The 16,352-nt window shown below is 73.5% G+C and carries 16 protein-coding genes; 10 read left to right on the forward strand and 6 right to left on the reverse strand.

Going from position 1 to position 16,352, the window contains the following annotated elements; genetic code table 11:
- Positions 1-58: 58 nt before the first annotated feature.
- The 6 genes from VM636_RS26795 to VM636_RS26820 form a co-directional block, all read right to left on the reverse strand.
- Positions 59-1,057, reverse strand: coding sequence for a substrate-binding domain-containing protein (locus tag VM636_RS26795; RefSeq protein WP_053913204.1), 999 nt, complete (start codon positions 1,055-1,057; stop codon positions 59-61).
- An 845-nt stretch (positions 1,058-1,902) separates the two neighbouring features.
- Positions 1,903-2,637, reverse strand: a complete 735-nt coding sequence (locus VM636_RS26800; protein WP_030417726.1) for an aspartate/glutamate racemase family protein — start codon at positions 2,635-2,637, stop codon at positions 1,903-1,905.
- Positions 2,634-3,467, reverse strand: coding sequence for an alpha/beta hydrolase (locus tag VM636_RS26805; protein WP_030417725.1), 834 nt, complete (start codon positions 3,465-3,467; stop codon positions 2,634-2,636). The genes VM636_RS26800 and VM636_RS26805 overlap by 4 nt, the downstream gene beginning before the upstream one ends.
- A 19-nt stretch (positions 3,468-3,486) precedes the next feature.
- Positions 3,487-4,299 (reverse strand): alpha/beta hydrolase, encoded by an 813-nt coding sequence (locus VM636_RS26810; protein ID WP_234340393.1) that lies wholly within the window; start codon positions 4,297-4,299, stop codon positions 3,487-3,489.
- 53 nt (positions 4,300-4,352) lie between these two features.
- Positions 4,353-5,693, reverse strand: a complete 1,341-nt coding sequence (locus VM636_RS26815) for an MFS transporter (RefSeq protein ID WP_053913202.1) — start codon at positions 5,691-5,693, stop codon at positions 4,353-4,355.
- Between the two features lie 500 nt (positions 5,694-6,193).
- Positions 6,194-6,892: a TetR/AcrR family transcriptional regulator gene (locus tag VM636_RS26820; RefSeq protein WP_030417722.1), complete on the reverse strand. Its 699-nt coding sequence runs from the start codon at positions 6,890-6,892 to the stop codon at positions 6,194-6,196.
- 236 nt (positions 6,893-7,128) lie between these two features.
- Between VM636_RS26820 and VM636_RS26825 the strand changes: the two genes are divergently transcribed.
- The 10 genes from VM636_RS26825 to VM636_RS26870 all read left to right on the forward strand — a co-directional run bounded on the left by VM636_RS26825 (position 7,129) and on the right by VM636_RS26870 (position 16,234).
- Entirely contained in the window at positions 7,129-8,073 is a 945-nt protein-coding gene (locus tag VM636_RS26825) for a PDR/VanB family oxidoreductase (RefSeq protein ID WP_030417721.1), read from the forward strand.
- Between the two features lie 68 nt (positions 8,074-8,141).
- Positions 8,142-9,377, forward strand: a complete 1,236-nt coding sequence (locus tag VM636_RS26830) for a Rieske 2Fe-2S domain-containing protein (protein WP_030417720.1) — start codon at positions 8,142-8,144, stop codon at positions 9,375-9,377.
- A complete protein-coding gene (locus VM636_RS26835; protein ID WP_338485895.1) occupies positions 9,364-10,188 on the forward strand; it encodes an alpha/beta fold hydrolase in 825 nt (274 codons plus the stop codon). The genes VM636_RS26830 and VM636_RS26835 overlap by 14 nt, the downstream gene beginning before the upstream one ends.
- Before the next feature lie 5 nt (positions 10,189-10,193).
- Positions 10,194-10,325 carry a hypothetical protein gene (locus VM636_RS26840; protein WP_267887093.1) on the forward strand — a complete coding sequence of 44 codons (132 nt, stop codon included), beginning with the start codon at positions 10,194-10,196 and terminating at the stop codon, positions 10,323-10,325.
- Complete coding sequence (locus VM636_RS26845; RefSeq protein ID WP_338485896.1) at positions 10,322-11,638, forward strand: deacylase; 1,317 nt, start codon at positions 10,322-10,324, stop codon at positions 11,636-11,638. Before VM636_RS26840 ends, VM636_RS26845 begins: the two co-directional genes overlap by 4 nt.
- 76 nt (positions 11,639-11,714) lie before the next feature.
- Entirely contained in the window at positions 11,715-12,677 is a 963-nt protein-coding gene (locus VM636_RS26850) for an MEMO1 family protein (RefSeq protein WP_030417717.1), read from the forward strand.
- On the forward strand, positions 12,674-13,525 hold the full coding sequence (locus VM636_RS26855) for an alpha/beta fold hydrolase (RefSeq protein ID WP_338485897.1): 852 nt from the start codon (positions 12,674-12,676) through the stop codon (positions 13,523-13,525). Before VM636_RS26850 ends, VM636_RS26855 begins: the two co-directional genes overlap by 4 nt.
- Positions 13,522-14,601: an LLM class flavin-dependent oxidoreductase gene (locus VM636_RS26860; RefSeq protein ID WP_338485898.1), complete on the forward strand. Its 1,080-nt coding sequence runs from the start codon at positions 13,522-13,524 to the stop codon at positions 14,599-14,601. The genes VM636_RS26855 and VM636_RS26860 overlap by 4 nt, the downstream gene beginning before the upstream one ends.
- The gene (locus VM636_RS26865; RefSeq protein ID WP_338485899.1) at positions 14,598-16,004 is read left to right on the forward strand and encodes an MmgE/PrpD family protein; all 1,407 of its coding nucleotides are present in this window, start codon (positions 14,598-14,600) and stop codon (positions 16,002-16,004) included. Before VM636_RS26860 ends, VM636_RS26865 begins: the two co-directional genes overlap by 4 nt.
- Positions 16,001-16,234, forward strand: a complete 234-nt coding sequence (locus VM636_RS26870) for an NAD(P)-binding domain-containing protein (RefSeq protein ID WP_078962591.1) — start codon at positions 16,001-16,003, stop codon at positions 16,232-16,234. The genes VM636_RS26865 and VM636_RS26870 overlap by 4 nt, the downstream gene beginning before the upstream one ends.
- The last annotated feature ends 118 nt before the right edge of the window (positions 16,235-16,352 follow it).

Consider the following 16,352-nt stretch of genomic DNA (forward strand, 5'->3'; position numbering starts at 1 on the left):
GGGACGGGAAGGGGGCCGGATCCGGCGAGGGCGGCGTTCCGGGCGGAGGCGACGGGCGTCACGGCAGGCCGTCCGGGTGGGTGCGCAGCCATGCGCGGGCCTGCTCGGGAGTGGAGTAGAGCTTCACCGGGGCGGGCACGACGGGATCCTCGAGTTCCTCACCGGCGATGACCCGTGCGGTGGTGCGCGTCGCCAGCTCGCCGACCTCGACACCGGAGATGTCCACGTCGGCCTTGAGCACGCTGTGGTCGGCCAGCTCGCGGGCCAGGTCGGTCGTCATGTCGCTGCCGAAGACCACCGTCCGGCCGACGAAACCGCGCTGGCGCACGGCACGCACCGCGCCCATCGTGGCACCACCGGACTCGCCGTAGAAGGCGTCGACGCGCGGCTGCGCGCTCAGGATGCGGTCGGCGACCTCGAGGGCCTGGTCGATGGTGGTGCCCTGCTGGTTGGTCACGATCTTCGCCTCGGGCAGTTCGGCGAACAGCGCCTTCTCGAAGCCCACTCGGCGCTGGATGCACACCTCGACCGTCTCGCAGTTGAGGACGGCGATCCGGGGGTCGTCGATGCCCTGGGACCGGAAGTACTTCGCGGCCTCCGCGCCGGCCAGCTCCCCGAACCTCACCGGATCGCCCAGCACCCATGCGCTCACGTACTCGCGTGTCGCGTCCTCGGTCAGGCAGGTGTTGTAGCAGACGACCTTGACGCCGCTCTCGTGCGCCAGGCGTACGGCCGGGATGGACGCGGTGGTGGAGACGGGCGAGAGCACCAGGGCCTTCACTCCGGCGGCGCTCACCGTGTCGACGAAGGTGCTCTCCTTGGACGCGTCGCCCTGGGCGTTCAGCTCCAGGAGCTGGACCCCGTCGCCGAGCCGGGCCACCGAGTCCTGCATGCCCTTGCGGACGCCGGCGTAGTAGCCCTGGGCGTCCATGTAGACCAGCCCGACCCTGCCGCCGTCCCCGGCCCGCGGTATGCACCCCGTCAGCGCGACCATCGTCAGCGCCAGGCCGAGGCACACGGCGAACGCGGTGCGATGCCGCTTCCTGCCGTTCCTCATGACATCACTCCGAATCACGTGCAAAAGCTGCGTACCACCGCGTTCGGTGCGGATCGCCGCCGCGGTATGCCCCGAGTATGGGAGGGGCGCCCGAGTGAGGTCAAGATTAATTGCTAATTAATGATTTCATCGCGCGGGCCGGTGCTCCGGTTCACAGGCCGTCGCCACGGCGGCGGGGAGCCCGGAGGGGGAGGAGCGACGAGGGGAGGAGGCGTCAGGAACGGCCGGACGCGCGCTTGTCGTGGAGGCGGGTCGCTGCCCGCCCCGGAACCCTCACCGGCCTCGGGGCGGACCAGGCGACGGCGGGCGGTGGGCCCGGCGCGCGGGTACCGGCCCGCGGCGGCGACGGGGGAGCCGTCGGCGTCGACGGCCCGGCCGGCGTCTGCTCCGCCCGGCACGGCCCGCGGTGGCGCGGGCGTGCGGGCGGGTGTTCTCGCGGTCGGCGGCCGGGGGCCGGTCGAGGAGGCCGCGATCCTCGTGGAGGGGGCCCGGCGCGGGGCGCGTTCGGTCGCTCGGCGACGCGGTTCACCGGATCGCGTGCGCGGGCGGGCGTGCCCGCACCGCCGCCCGACCGCGCGCCGGTGCCCAGCGCCGGGGCCGGGGGCCCTCACCCGGCGTGGACCGCCCCGCTCTCCGCGGAGACTTCCGGGCACCGGCGGACCCCGTCGTCTGGTCCACCCGGGAATCCGCGTCCGGGCGCCGGTGACCACCGGACGCGGCGTGGCCCGCGCGGACGCGGGCGCGGCCTCAGGTGAACGCAGGGCAGGCCGTGCCCTGGGGAAGCGTGCAGGAGGCGGCCCGCCGGGCGGGCGCGAGGACCGGGGGGCCGTGCCGGCCCCCCGGTGTCAGGCTCCCGCAGTCCCGGCGTCGAAACGGCCCGCGAGCAACGAGCCGTACCGGTCCGGCCGTGCGGGGATGTCCAGCGTGCGCAGCAGGTGCCACAGCAGGGCCTGGTTGCTGGCCACCACGGGCACACCGAGCCGGTCTTCGATGCGCCGCAGTTCCCCTGCCACCCGGATACCCGAGCAGCTCAGGAGCACGCCGTCGATCACCGATGGGTCGAGCGTGCTCGCGAGGGCGAGCCACCTGCCGGGTTCGATCATGGCTTGCCCGACCGGAGTGGCGCGCGGCAGGCCCAGCCGGGCGACGACCTCGATGCCGCGCGCGTGGAGGAACTCCGTCTCCGCCTGGACGACCTCGTCCGGGTACGGGGTCAGCAGCGCGGGCCGGCGGATGCCGGCGGCCGAGAGCGCCGCCAGTACCGCCTCGATGGTGGTGACCGCGCCGATCCCGGTCGCCTCGTGGACCCGTTTCCTGATCCGGTCCGGCCCGGCGAGCAACGTCGCGGCGGTGCAGTTGACCGCGATGACGTCGACGTCGGCGTCCGCCAGCAACCGGGCGTGCTCCTCCAGGTTCTCGACCAGACGCAGGTCGTCGGCGGTGCCGGTGTTGCGGAAGGGCAGGCGGGTGGTGACGAACTGTACCCCCTCGGGGGCCATCGACTGGATCTCGTAGTCGCACAGCCCGCCCGACGGATACAGGTGGCCGATGCGGGCGAGGTCACCGAATCCGAGGCTCACCGGCCGCCTCCGACGGGCTCCGCCGCCTCCTCGCCGAGGTGGGCGGCGACGAGTCCGGCGAACCGGTCCGGCTGGTCGACCATGGGGGAGTGACCGGCGCCCCTCATCTCGACGGAACGGGCCGCGGGAATCCCCGCGGCCAGGACGGCCGCGTGTTCCGCGGTGCGTGCGCAGTCCTCGCTGCCGCGGACCACGAGCGTCTGCGCGGTGATGCGCGCGAGCCGCGGTGTGAGGTCCAGCTTCCGCGCCGCGCCGAGCACCGCCGCCAGATACGCCGGGTCCGTGCGCAGCACCGCCTGGACGTAGGTCTCCCAGTCGGCGGCGTCGGCGCTGCCGGTGAACAGCATCCCGATGGTGTCCTCGGCGGCGGCCCGGGAGGCGGCCCCGCCGTCGCGGCCCGCCTCGATCCACCGGTCGACGGCCCGCGCGAAGCCGGGCAGAGAACCCCGGGTGCTCGCCCCGGTGCCGACCAGGACGAGCCGGCGCACGCGCTCCGGCACCGTGGACGCGATGACCTGCGCGACGATCCCGCCGACCGAGTTGCCGACCACGTCGACGCGGCTCAGCCCCTCGGCGTCCATCATCGCCACCACCGCGTCGGCGAGGGCGGCCGGTCCGGGGTCGGCGGACCACGTGCCCGCGGCCGGCGAGTAGAGGTCGACGGCGTAGCACGGACGCCCGGCGAGGTGCTGCACGGTCGAGGTCCAGAACTGCCAGCAGCCGAACCACGGATGCAGGAGCACGACCGGCGTTCCGGCGGCGGACGGCCTGGTCACGTGGTAGGACAGCGATGTTCCGGGCAGGGGGACGGTCCTGTGGTGAGCATCCATGGCTCGGCTCCTTGGAAGGTCAGCGGGGGCGGGGACCGGTGAGCGGTCCGCTGGGAGGCGCGTCGGCCGGTTCCGGGCGTCGGCGCGGGTCCCGCAGGAAGGCGAGGACCTGCGCCGCGAACTGTTCGGGCCGGTGGTCGACGGCCGGCACACCCGTGCCGGGCAGGACGGCGGCACGGGCCCCGGGCAGCGAGGCGGTGATCTTGGGAAGGTCCGGCAGCGAGAAGTCGTCCAGCTCGCCGCACAGGACGAGTGCCGGCGAGCGGACCAGGGAGATCCGCTCCTCCATCCGGTAGCGGTTCACGGCCACGTGCCCCTCCTCGACACGGTCCAGGACCCCCAGCCCGTCCCGCACCAGGCGGTCGAGCAGGTCCGGCTGATCGGCCGGATAGTACGGGGCACGGTTGTTCCAGAGCCGTACCAGGTGCGACCCGTCCGGCGCCGGCAGGACGTGGTCGACGGGGGCCCGCCGGGCCACGCGCCGCCGGCGCTCGGCGTCGACGAAGGGCATGCCGGAGAGGACGAGTGCGCGGACCCGGTCCGGAGCGGTCGCGGCGACCTCCAGTGCGGTCACGGCGCCGGTGTGGTGCCCGACCAGCGAGACCTGGGGGAGGCCCAGGGCGTCGCACAGGTCGAGCACCCCGGTCGCGAACAGTTCGATGCTCCAGGGTCCGGGCGGGCGGGCGGACTGGCCGAAGCCCAGGGTGTCCATCGCGATGGCCCGGAACTCACCGCCGAGCAGCGGCAGGACGTCGCGGTACTCGTCCCACGACCGTGGGGTCTGGTGCAGCAGGAGCACCGGGGCGCCGCTGCCGTGCTCGGCATAGTGCACCTGACCGTGGCGGGTATCGGCGTACCCGCGGCGCGGGACCGGGCCGGGCGTCGTCACCCGACCGCCTGCTCGGCCTCGGTCTCGGTCTCGGCCGGAGCCTCCGCGGCCGGCTGCCGGTCGGTGACGGCGTCCGGGATGCGCAGGAAGAGGCCGGCCGCCAGGGAGGCCAGACCGGTGAGCGCCATGTAGCTCGCGATGGCGATCCAGCCTCCGGTGGCGTTCAGGAGCGAGGCGGACACGGCGGGAGCGATGGCGTTTCCGGCGATGAGCCCGAGGGTGAAGCCGATCGACATGCCCGTGAAGCGGACGACCGGGGGGAACACCTGGGAGAAGTAGGCGGGCACGACCGCGTAGTTCGCGGAGTAGCCGACGAACAACAGTGCGAAGCCCAGGAGCATCAGGACGTAGTCGCCGGTGTCGAGCAGGGCGAACCAGACGAAGGGCAGGACGACCAGAGAGGCGGCACCGGCCAGGAACACCGGCCGTACGCCGACGCGGTCGGAGAGCCGGCCGAACAGCGGCAGGCAGACGAGGATCACCGCGGTCGCGGGCAGGAGCGCCGTGAGCATCGCGCTGTTGTCCAGGCCGAGAGCGACCTTCCCGTAGGTCAGGGAGAACACCGTCGCCATGGTGAAGGCGCTGCCCGCGGCGACGATGCCCACGGCCACCAGCAGCAGCGTGCCGAGGTGGTTGCGCAGCACCTCCAGGGCCGGCATCTCCCGGACCGTTCCCTGTTCCTTGGCCGCGGCGAAGTCGGGCGACTCCTCCAGTGAGTACCGCGCGACGAGCCCGATGATCACCAGAACGCTGCTGAGCAGGAACGGGATGCGCCAGCCCCACGACAGCATCTGGTCGTCGGGCAACTGGAAGACCAGCAGGAAGGACGCGTTGGCCAGCACGAGGCCCGCGGTCGCGCCGGTGTTGACGAGCGAACCGAACAGGCCGCGCCGGCGGTCCGAGGAGTGCTCCACCGTCATCAGTACCGCGCCGCCGTACTCGCCGCCGACGGAGAAGCCCTGCAGCAGCCGGGCGATGATGAGGAGAACGGGGGCGGCGATGCCGATCTGGGAGTAGGTGGGCAGCAGTCCGATCGCGAAGGTCGCGACGCCCATCAGGACGAGCGTGACGACGAGCACCGTCTTGCGGCCGATGCGGTCGCCGAAGTGGCCGAACACCAGGGCGCCGAGCGGCCGGGTCAGGTAGCCGACGGCGAAGCTGGACAGCGACAGCAGCGTGCCCACGGTCGGGTCCGTGGACGGGAAGAACAGCGGAGCGAAGATCAGCGAAGCGGCCAGGCCGTAGATCGCGAAGTCGTAGTACTCGACCGTGGTGCCGATCCAGCTCGCGAACACCGCTCTTCTGCTCTGCTCCTGTGCAGACCGTGTCGTGGCCATGCGTCCTCCGGGAAAGTGGGTCGCCGAGCGGATCGGCAGACTGGGAAGGTTACGTCGGCGAGGTCCCGGTTTCGAAGTCTCGGGATTCCGGCCCCCGCGGGCGGCCGGCCGTCGTCGGCTCACGCAGTCGCGAGCGGGCGGGCGGACGGTGGGGTGAGGGGATCGCACGGGCACGGGCTGGGAGCCACTGCCGGTCGGGCAGGTTCGTACGATGCATCGTGCAGTGCCCCGTACTGTGTACGGCCGGAGGTGCGGCCGTCAAGGGGTTGGCCGCGGTTACCTGGCGTCACCGCCCGGTCGTCACCCTGTCCGGCGGGGCTTCCCGCCGCCCGGGGCGGGTGTGGGCCGGTGGCGGGAGGGCGGCGGCGCGCGGGGCCGGCGGCGGGCGCGGGCGGACCCGGGGGCCGGGGGAGGGGCCGACGGCCGGCCTTGGGGCCTCTCGTTTGGATCACGCCGGGCTCGCGTGGCCCGGCTGATCCGGCCTGATCCAGCGAAAGGCGCTAGGTGCGGGCGGCGTCCTGGTCGAGCGCGCGGAGCGTGCTGTCGATGTACGCCTCGAGGCCGGCGGCGAACTGCTCGTCCGAGGGCAGCTCGGTGACCTCGGCGGCCAGGTCCACCACCAGCGGGAACTCCTCGATCGGCAGTGCGGCGTAGAAGTGGCGGCGCTGCCGGCGCTGCTCGGCCCCGTCCTCGGCGGTGGCCCTCCCCCACGGCCGTGGGGCCTGGTAGCTGGCGAAGCCGATGGCGTAGGTGATGAGGAAGCCGTAGCAGCGGATGGCCACCGGCCCCGGGATGCCGGCGTCGACGAGCCGTCGCAGCACCGCCTCCATCGCGCCGCGCAGTGCGGTGGGGCTGTCCGTGATGCGGGTGGAGAACAGCCTGACGACACTCGGGTGCTCGCGCATCATGGCCAGGAAGGCGTACCCGGCGGTGCGCAGCGCCTCGGCCGGTCCGGCGTCGGGTTCGGCGGGCAGCCGCATCCGCCCGAGCACGTGGTCGGCCATCCCGTCGAGGATTTCCTCCTTGCTGCGGAAGTAGCTGTAGAGGGTCATCGTGCCCACGCCCAGCTCGGTGGCCAGCCGCCGTACCGTCAGCCGGTCCAGGTCCCCTTCCGTGTCGGAGATGCGCAAGGCCGCCTCGATGATCCGCTCGGGGGAAAGCGGGGTGTCGCCGCGCTGGGACTGCCTCTGCCGCGCCATGGGGCTCCTCCTGATCGCTCCGCGGTCCAAACCGTACCGGACGGTGTGCCGTTCGGTGTCCGGTGCTCCGTCGGTGCCGGGGCGGGTAGCGGGCGGCTCCCCCGGGGCCGGTGGCTCCGGGTCTCTTCCCAGAATGCTTCGTAACGCGTACCGTACTTAGTACGACAGTGTGCGCGAGGGCTTCCCAAACCTTTTCGTGGCACGTACCGTACTTTGTACTGAACCCGGAGGTGGAGATGTCCGACAGTGCGACAGGCGTCCTGGAACTCGAGGTCGTCGCCCTGCGGCGGGAGTCCGACGGTGTGCTCTCCGTCGAACTCGCCGATCCCGAGCGACGCCTGCTGCCGGCCTGGGAGCCCGGGGCCCACATCGACCTCTGGCTGCCGGAGCAGGTACGCCAGTACTCACTGGCCGGCGATCCGGCGGACCGGCACCGCTACCGGATCGCGGTGCTGCGGGAACCGGCCTCCTCCGGCGGATCGCGCTACGTGCACGAAACGCTGCGTCCGGGCGAACGGGTCGAGGTGGGCGGGCCGCGCAACAACTTCCCGCTCATCGCGGCGGACCGCTACCTGTTCATCGCGGGCGGCATCGGCATCACGCCGTTGCTGCCGATGATCCGCCGGGTCGAGGCGGAGGGCCGCGACTGGCGACTGCTCTACGGCGGGCGCTCCCGCCGCTCGATGGCGTTCCTGCCCGAACTGGCGCCCCACGGGGCCAAGATCGAACCGAGACCGTTCGACGAGTTCGGCCACCTCGACCTCCTGGCGGCCCTGGGCGAGCCGGCCGAGGACCTGGCGGTCTACTGCTGTGGCCCGGAGGGCCTGATCGCGGCCGTCGAAGAACGCTGCGAGATCTGGCCCGCCGGGACCTTGCACGTCGAGCGCTTCACCGCCCGCCCCCGTGACGACGAGGACGACCTGCGGCCGTTCGAACTGGTGCTGAGCCGGTCCGACCGCCGGCTGTCCGTACCCGCCGACTGCTCGGCGCTCGACGTCCTGGACGCGGCCGGCGTCGCCGTGCCGAACGCCTGCCGGGACGGCGTCTGCGGCAGCTGTGAGCTGCCCGTCCTGAAGGGACGGCCCCTGCACCGTGACTCGCTGACCGATCCCGAGCGCGCCGACGCCTTCCTGCCGTGCGTGTCACGCGCGCAGACCCCCGAACTCGTGCTCGACCTGTGAGACCGGCCGGTCCTCGAACCCGACGATCGCACGGCACGCCGTGCGCACCCCCGCTGACTGGAGACATCGTGAGCGCACCCACCGACCCGACCCCCGAGGCCGCGCCCCGCCGGGCACCCCGTGCCCGCGGTGCCGAGGCCCGTCCGACGAAGCCGGTCGAGCCCGGACCGCCCGTGCAGGAGGGCAGCGACTGGTCGGCGTGGCCGGTCTACAACTCGGCCGAACTGGGGTTCCGCGACTACTGGTACCCGACCATCTGGGCACATCAGGTCCAGGACAAGCCCGTGCCGATCACCCTGGCCGGCGAACGCGTCGTGCTGGTCCGCGACGGGGACACGGTCCGGGGCCTGCACGACCGCTGCCCGCACCGCGGCGTGCCCCTGTCGCTGGGCCGCCGTCAGTTCCCCGGCACCATCAGTTGTGCCTACCACGGCTGGACCTTCGGTCTGGAGACCGGAAAGCTCGACGCCGTCATCACCGACGGACCCGACAGCCCCATCTGCGGCAAGATCTCCGTCGCCACCTACCCGGTGGAGGAGCGCCTGGGCCTGCTGTGGGTGTACATCGGGGACGTGGAACCCGGCGAGGAACCCCCGCCGGTCGAGCGCGACATCCCCACCGAGCTGACCGAGAACACCCTGGTCCTCGGCGGGCGGTCGGAGGTCCGCAAGGGCAACTGGCGGTTCGGCGCCGAGAACGGTTTCGACGAGGGCCACGCGAAGTACCTGCACAACACCGCGCTGTGGCGCCTGTTCAAGGTCATGCCCACCTGGAACAAGACACGGATCGTCGAGAAGGACGGCTGGCTGGTCCGGGTGCAGGACGAACTGCACTGGGAGGCGGAGTTCCCCGGGGTGGGCACCTTCACCAACAAGCGCTGGTGGAAGCGGGTCCCCCTGCCGGACCACCCCGGCAAGAACGGCAACGCCAACCCCGTGATCGACGCCATGGACATCCCCGGCTTCGTGTCGATCCGGATGCCCGGACTGCTGCGGGTGGCCTACCCGAAGTTCATCCACTACGAGTGGTACGTCCCCGTCGACGCCGATCACGTGCGCTACGTGCAGCTCATGGTCCGGTTCGAGACCGGCGCCACGGCGCTGGCCTTCAAGGCGAAGTACCTGTCCGCCTTCCGGTGGCTGTTCCACGGCCAGTTCACCCGGCAGGACGCCTGGATGGTCAACGTCACCGACGCCCCGCCGGAGCGGCTCTACCGGCCCGACCTGTCGATCAACGCCTGGCGCCGGCACGTCGAGCAGATCGCGCCGGTCGCCCAGCCCACGGAGCGCCGTGTCGGCCACTGAGCCGGTGACCGTACCGGCCCACGGCTGGGCGGGAGCCGCGCACGGCCCGGTCACCGTCGTCCTGCACGGCGGTGGCCCGGGCTGCCACGCGACCGCCGACTTCGGCGCGGTGATGGCCGTGCGGCCCGCCCACCGGTGGCTGTGGGTGGACCTGCCCGGCTACGGCGGCTCGGTGACGGGACCCTCCGCGGCACGAGGCTCCGTCTCGGGCGCGGCCCACGCTCTCGCGACGCTGCTGGAGCGGGTCGGTCCCGACCGGGTCGACGTGCTCGCCCAGTCGTACGGCGGCCTGGTCGCGCTGCGACTCGCGGCCGACCGGCCCGAGCGGGTCCGCAGGATGGTGCTCATCGGCAGCCAGCCCACGCCCACGCCCGGCGGGGCGGGCCCGTTGCGCACCGATCCCGGGCTCGGCGTCCGGGCCCGTACCGAGTACTACGGCGGTGACGGCCCCAGCCCCGCGAAGATGCGGGCGCTGCTGGCCGCGCTGGAGTGGTACGACCCCGCCCGTATCCCGGAGTCGACGGTGCTGGCCCGCTACCGGGCCAGCACCACCGCCGGCGCCCTCGCGACCGCCACCCTGCCCGCCCCCGCCGAGGACCTGGGCCGCGTCCTCGGCGCCGTCGAGGCCCCCACCCTGGTCCTGTGGGGACGTCACGACCCCTTCGCCGGCCCCGACTACGCGGCGGCACTCGCCGACGCGCTGCCCCTCGCCGACCTCGCCGTCGTCGGCCGGACCGCCCACCACCCGCAGGCCGAACGCCCGGCCGCCGTCGCCGCGCTCGCCGGCGCGTTCCTCACCGACAGGAGCTGACCCCCATGTCCTCTCGCACCACCGTCCTCCTCGCCCTCGCCGTCGTCGCGGCGGCCGTGGCCGCGCAGCGCACCGGTCTGCTCGTCCGGCTGGGGCGCGGCACCACCGTCCGCTCCGTCCGGCCGGGCGCGCGATGACCCGGCTGGACACGGAGCGACGGGCCTGGGCCGAGGCCGCCGGGAAACTCGTCACTCCCGAACGGCTCACCGAACTCGTCGTCGCGATGGTCGACATCCCGAGCCCGACCGGTGAGGAGGGCGAACTCGCCCGCTGGCTGGCCACGGCCCTCGACCAGGCGGGACTCGACGCCCGGCACCAGGTGATCGACGACCGCCAGGCCAACGCCGTCGGCCGGCTCCGTGGCGACGGCAGCGGCGAGGACCTGCTGCTCTACGCCCCGATCGACACCCTCACCGTCGGCGACCCCGACGAGGACGTGCCGTGGATCGGTCCCGCGTTGCGGGCGGACATGCGGCCACGCGCCCAGGTCCACGGCCACCACGTGCTCGGGCTCGGCGCCAGCAACCCCAAGGGGCACGGGGCGGCGGTCGTCGCCGCCGCGGAGGCGATCGCCCGCGCCGGAATCCCGCTGCGCGGCGATCTCGTCGTCGGCCTGGGAGCCGGCGGGATGCCGACCAACGGCCGTACCACCCGCGGCCTGAACCGGCACAACACCGGCCAGGGGAGCGGCTGTTCGTTCATGCTCGAACAGGGCTGGTGGGCCGACCACGCTCTCGTCGCCAAGCCGGGATGGGCCGTGGCGTGGGAGGAGGTGGGCCTGTGCTGGTTCGAGGTCCGCGTGCGCGGCACCTACACCTACGTCGGCAGCCGGCACCGGATGCCCTACCGCAACTCACTCGCCCACGCCGCCACCGTGATCGACGCCCTGGAGCGCTGGTTCCCCGAGTACGCGGACCGGCACACCGACGGACTGGTCGCTCCGCAGGGCATCGTGTCCAGCGTGGAGGGCGGCTGGCCGCGGATGGCGGCCGTGACCCCGGCCCTGTGCCGGATCACGGTCGACCTGCGCACCAGCCCCCGCTCGACACCCGCCGACGTACGCCGCGAGTTCGCCGCCGCCATCGACGCGATCACCGCCGCGCATCCGGGGATCGACCTGGACTGGGACATGGTGCTCTCCATCCCCGGCACCCACACGCCCGAGGACGCCCCGGTCGTCGCGGCGGCCAAGGCCGCGTGGGAGGAGATCGCCGGACGCCCGCACGAGCCCATCATCGCCACCAGCGGCGCGACCGACGCCAACATCCTCCGCTCCCGCGGCCTGCCGACCGCCCGGATCGGCATGGACCGCATCGGACCGGACGCCCCGCTGCCGCTGGACTTCCCGTCCGGGATGAACGTCGTCGACATCCGGGAGGCCGTCCGGCTGACCCGGGCCATCGTGCACACCGCGATCACGCTGTGCACCGCAGAACGGAGCGCCCCATGAAGGGGATCACCGGATCACCGTCACACGCGGCGGCACCGCGCACCCGGCCGGGCGCCGGAGAAGCGGGGGAGGCGTCATGAGCCGGCTGGTCCTGGGCGTCGGAGCCTCGCACAGCACCCTGATGAACACGCACTGGGCCGAGGTCGACCACCTGCCCGCGGCGCACCGGTTCCGCGACGGCCTGGTCCGGGCGCGCGAGGCGTTGACCGAGGCCCGGCCGGACGCCGTCGTGGTGATCGGGTCCAACCACTTCCGCGGCATGTTCCTCGACCTGATGCCGTCCTTCACCATCGGGGTCGGCGAGGTACGGGGCGCCGGAGAGGCGGACACACCCGGCGGACCGCTCCCCGTCGACACCGACCTCGCCCGCCACATCGTCGACGGTCTGGTCACGGACGGGTTCGACCCGGCGTTCTCCCTGCGGCTGACCGTCGACCACGGCATCACCCACTCGCTGCAGCACCTGCTGCCCGCCCTCGACGTACCGATCGTCCCGGTGGTGATCAACATGTTCGCGCCGCCGCTGCCCTCCCTGCGCCGCTGCCACGCGCTCGGCACCGCCCTGCGCGACGCCATCCGTGACGACGGTGAGGACAAGCGGATCGCGGTCATCGCCTCCGGCGGACTCTCCCACAGGCTGCCCTGGCCCAAGTGGTTCGACGCCCTCTCGGACGACGACCGGTTCCTGGTCGAGGCATGGCTCAACGGCCGAACCTCCTGGAGCGAGTACGAGGTGCGTCGCCGGCAGATCATCCGGGCCGCCGAACCGGACATCAACGAGGAGTTCGACCAGTGGTTCCTGCGCGTGCTCGAGACCGGTGACCTCTCCGCGCTCCTCGACCACACCGACGAACAGATCGAGAAGGAGGCGGGCAACGGAGCACACGAACTGCGCGCCTGGATCGCGATGACCGCGGCCCTCACCGCACCGGGGGCGCCGCCGACCGGCCGCACCCTCGCCTACGGGGCCGTCCCCGACTGGCTGACCGGCATGGGCGTCAGCCTGCTCACCCCCTCGTCCAAGGAGACCTCGGCATGACCATCTGGACCGACCTGACCGGCACCGACTTCGAGGTGTCGTACGCACCGGTGAACGGGACGCCCACCCGTGTGCTGCGCGCCGGCGACGGCGCGGCCGTCGTGATGCTCCACGGCACCAGCGGCCACCTGGAGGCGTTCGTGCGCAACGTGCCGGAGCTGTCCGAGCACTTCGCGCTGCACGCCCTCGACATGCTGGGCCACGGCTACACCGACAACCCGGGCGGCGACCTGCGCATCCCCCGCTACGTGCGGCACGTGCTCGACTACCTCGACAGCCGCGGCATCGAGCGAGCCCACTTCATCGGCGAGTCCCTCGGCGGCTGGGTGGCCGGCCGGCTGGCCGCAGACCACCCGGAGCGGGTCGGGCGGCTGATCCTCGTGGCCCCGGGCGGGACCGTGGCCAACCCCGAGGTCATGAACCGTATCCGCACCAGCACCAAGGCGGCCGTCACCAGCGACGACCGGGACCTGACCCGCCGGCGCCTGGAACTGCTCATGCACGACGCGGTGAACGTCTCCGAGGAACTCGTCGACGTCCGCCACGCGATCTACCACCGTCCCGAGTTCGTCGCCGGCATCGACGAACTGCTGTGCCTGCAGAAGATGGAGAACCGGACCGAGGACCTCCTCAGCCCCGAACAGATGGCCCGGATCGAGGCGCCCACCCAGATCGTCTGGGGCGCCCAGAACCCCTTCGGCGACGTCCCGGAAGCGCACCGGATGCAGCAGTCGATCCCGGGCGCGGCCCTGGAGATCTTCCCGGAGTGCGGCCACTGGCCCCAGCACGAGCACGCGGACCGGTTCAACAAGCTCGCGCTGGAGTTCCTGGGCCGGGAGAGGGCATGAGCACGGCGGCCACGGCCACGGCCACGGCCACGGCCGCGCCCCGCGCGGCGCTGCGGGTCGGCGTCCGCGTCCCGCCGTGCGACCGGGCGGACCGGCTGGTCGAGTCCGTCCGCCGGGCCGAGGAACTCGGCTTCGACCAGGTGTGGTTCCCCGACTCCCAACTCCTGTGGCGAGACGTGTTCACGGTACTGACCGCGGCCGCCCTGGGCACCGACCGGATCGGCCTGGGCACCGCGGTCACCAACCTGGTGACCCGGCACCCGGCCGTCGTCGCCTCGGCCGCGCGCAGCGTGGCCGAGCTGGCGCCCGGCAGGTTCACCCTCGGCCTCGGCGTGGGCAACAGCTCGGTCGGTCCCATCGGCCTGCGCCCGAGCACCGGGGCGGCGCTGCGCGAGGGAATCGGCGTGCTGCGGGCCCTGCTGTCCGGGGACGAGTGGGACTTCGGGGGCGCCCGCTCCCGGCTCCGCGACCCCCGGCCGGACGTGCCGATCCACATGGCCGCCAGCGGCCCGCGCAACCTGCGGCTCGCCGGGGAGACAGCGGACGGGGTCATCCTGCTCAGCGGCGCCTCCCCGAAGACCCTCACCGGTGCCACCGCGCGGGTACGGGAGGGCGCCGAGGCCGCGGGCCGCGATGCCGAGTCGGTCCCCCTGACCGTCTCGGCGTTCTGCGCCGTGACCGACGACGTCGAGGCCGACGCGCGACGGCTCAAACCGGTCTGCGCGTCCATCGCGCAGAACGGCGGAGCGCCCTTCCTCGCCCTCGCCGGAATCGAACTGGACGTCCCCGCCCGGGTGGAGGGCGTCTACCCGGACCTCGTACACGCCGAGGACTGGGACGCGGCCGTGGAGATCTGCTCGCAGTGGGTCAGTGACGAGGCGGCCCTGCGCTTCGCCCGGGAGTTCTGCCTGTTCGGCACCGCCCAGGAGATCACCGAACGGCTCGGGGAACTGCACGCCACCGGAGTGACCGGGGTGTTCCTCCAGCACGTCGGCTCCTACGACCCGCCCACCGAGCTGATCGAGAGCGTCGGCTCCACGGTGTTGCCCGCCCTGCGCCGGGGAGCGGTCCGGTGAGCGTCCTGGAGGAGCTGGCACTGCGCGGCCGGCGCGCGGTCGACAAGGCCGACGCCCGCACCCGGTCGCTGGCGGCCCTCCATGTCCTCGACACGCTGGGCTGCGTCGTGGCCGGCACCTCCCACCCCCTCGCCCGGCAGCTCGACCGGTTCACGGTGGCCACGGGCGTTCCCGGCGAACTGCGCACGCCCGCCCTGCCCGGCCGGCACCCCCTGCGCACCACCGTGTGGGCGGAGGCGGTGCTGGCGCACGCCGACGAGTACGACGCCCTGCACCCCGCCGCCGCGGTGGTGCCCGCGGCCGTGGTGGTGCCGGCGGCGGTGGCCGTCGCCGACCGCGAGGGACGGCCGGGCAGGGCGGCCGTGGACGCCGTGATCGCCGGCTACGAGGTGATGGTCGAGGCGGGGCTCCGTTTCGGCGGCCCCCGTATGTACGGCGCCGGATGGTGGCCGACCGCGGTCCTCGGCGCGCTGGGCTCGGCCGCCGCCGCGGCCGTCCTGCTGGACCTCGGTCACGAGGAGACCGCCGCGGCCCTGGGCCTGGCCGCGGCGGGCCTCGGCGGACTGCTCAGCGCGGACGATCTCGGCGCGGGCCACTATCTGCTGGCCGGGCGCGCGGCGGCCGACGGAGCGGAGGCCGCCCACCTGGCCCGCGTCGGCGCCAGGGCCAGTCACTCCCTGCTGGACGGGCCTGCCGCCGCCGCTCTGGGCACGAGCGCCGCACCCGTCTCGGCCGAGGCGGAGCCGCACGTGAACGGGTGCGTGTTCAAGGCGTATCCGTGCGCCCGGCCGCTGCACGCGGCGCTGGACGCGCTGGAGGCGCTGGAGGTCCGGGGCCTGCCGGTCGCGGCGGCCCGGCGCATCGAGATCCGACTGCCCGGGGCGCTCCTGCGCTTCGTCACCGCCGACCGGGCACCGGCGGGCCCCACCGAGGCCGCGGCCAGCGCGGTCTTCGCCGTCGCCGCGTGGCTCCACGGGGCCGCCACGGATGTCGGCTTCTTCAGAGGCCCCCTGCCGCCGGGCGTACCGGAGGTGGTCCTGGGGCACTGTCCCGAGCTCGACGCCCACCTGCCGGACCGCTGGGGCGCACGCGTGATCGTGGACCTCGCGGACGGACGGCGGGTTCGCGAGGAGGTCCTCGGCGGCGGTGGGGACGCCGCACGAACCCTGGCCGGTGAAGCGGTCACCGCCAAGTTCCGCCGCAACGTCGGTGCGGGCGACGGTGACGGCGACTGGACGCGGTGGATCGCGCGGTGCCTGTCCCTGGACACGGTGTCCGACGTCGGGGACCTGCGGCACACCCTGTGCCGACTGGCGCCGCCCGAGCGTCTTCGCCGTCCCGCCGTTCCGTCGCCCCCGAGGAACGCCCGCCCGCATTCCCGTATCCGAGAGGAGCAGGCATGACCGGCCACAGGATCGCCGTCGTCGGCGGCACGGGCCCCCAGGGCAAGGGCCTGGCCTACCGGTTCGCGCAGGCCGGTCACAGCGTCGTCCTCGGCTCCCGGTCCGTCGAGCGCGCGCGGCGGACGGCGGCCGAGATCGCCCGCGGGGCCGGTGACGCCGTCCCGGTCGGCGGGGCGGACAACGCCACCGCCGCCGCATCGGCGGACGTCGTGCTGCTCGCGGTGCCCTAGTACGGTCATGCCGCACTGGTGGAATCCCTGCGCACCCCGCCGACGGGCAAGGTGGTGCTCAGTGGTGTGAACCCGCTCGGCTTCGACCGGCACGGCCCCCACGGCCGGGAGGTCGCCG

This window comes from Streptomyces sp. SCSIO 75703, assembly GCF_036607905.1.
Classification (GTDB): domain Bacteria; phylum Actinomycetota; class Actinomycetes; order Streptomycetales; family Streptomycetaceae; genus Streptomyces.

Excerpts from the sequence above, each read along its gene's own strand:
- VM636_RS26795 (WP_053913204.1), bottom strand. The coding sequence starts at position 1,057 with ATGAGGAACGGCAGGAAGCGGCATCGCACCGCGTTCGCCGTGTGCCTC.
- VM636_RS26805 (WP_030417725.1), bottom strand. The coding sequence starts at position 3,467 with ATGGATGCTCACCACAGGACCGTCCCCCTGCCCGGAACATCGCTGTCC.
- VM636_RS26815 (WP_053913202.1), bottom strand. The coding sequence starts at position 5,693 with ATGGCCACGACACGGTCTGCACAGGAGCAGAGCAGAAGAGCGGTGTTC.
- VM636_RS26820 (WP_030417722.1), bottom strand. The coding sequence starts at position 6,892 with ATGGCGCGGCAGAGGCAGTCCCAGCGCGGCGACACCCCGCTTTCCCCC.
- VM636_RS26825 (WP_030417721.1), top strand. The coding sequence starts at position 7,129 with ATGTCCGACAGTGCGACAGGCGTCCTGGAACTCGAGGTCGTCGCCCTG.
- VM636_RS26840 (WP_267887093.1), top strand. The coding sequence starts at position 10,194 with ATGTCCTCTCGCACCACCGTCCTCCTCGCCCTCGCCGTCGTCGCGGCG.
- VM636_RS26845 (WP_338485896.1), top strand. The coding sequence starts at position 10,322 with ATGACCCGGCTGGACACGGAGCGACGGGCCTGGGCCGAGGCCGCCGGG.
- VM636_RS26850 (WP_030417717.1), top strand. The coding sequence starts at position 11,715 with ATGAGCCGGCTGGTCCTGGGCGTCGGAGCCTCGCACAGCACCCTGATG.
- VM636_RS26855 (WP_338485897.1), top strand. The coding sequence starts at position 12,674 with ATGACCATCTGGACCGACCTGACCGGCACCGACTTCGAGGTGTCGTAC.
- VM636_RS26860 (WP_338485898.1), top strand. The coding sequence starts at position 13,522 with ATGAGCACGGCGGCCACGGCCACGGCCACGGCCACGGCCGCGCCCCGC.
- VM636_RS26870 (WP_078962591.1), top strand. The coding sequence starts at position 16,001 with ATGACCGGCCACAGGATCGCCGTCGTCGGCGGCACGGGCCCCCAGGGC.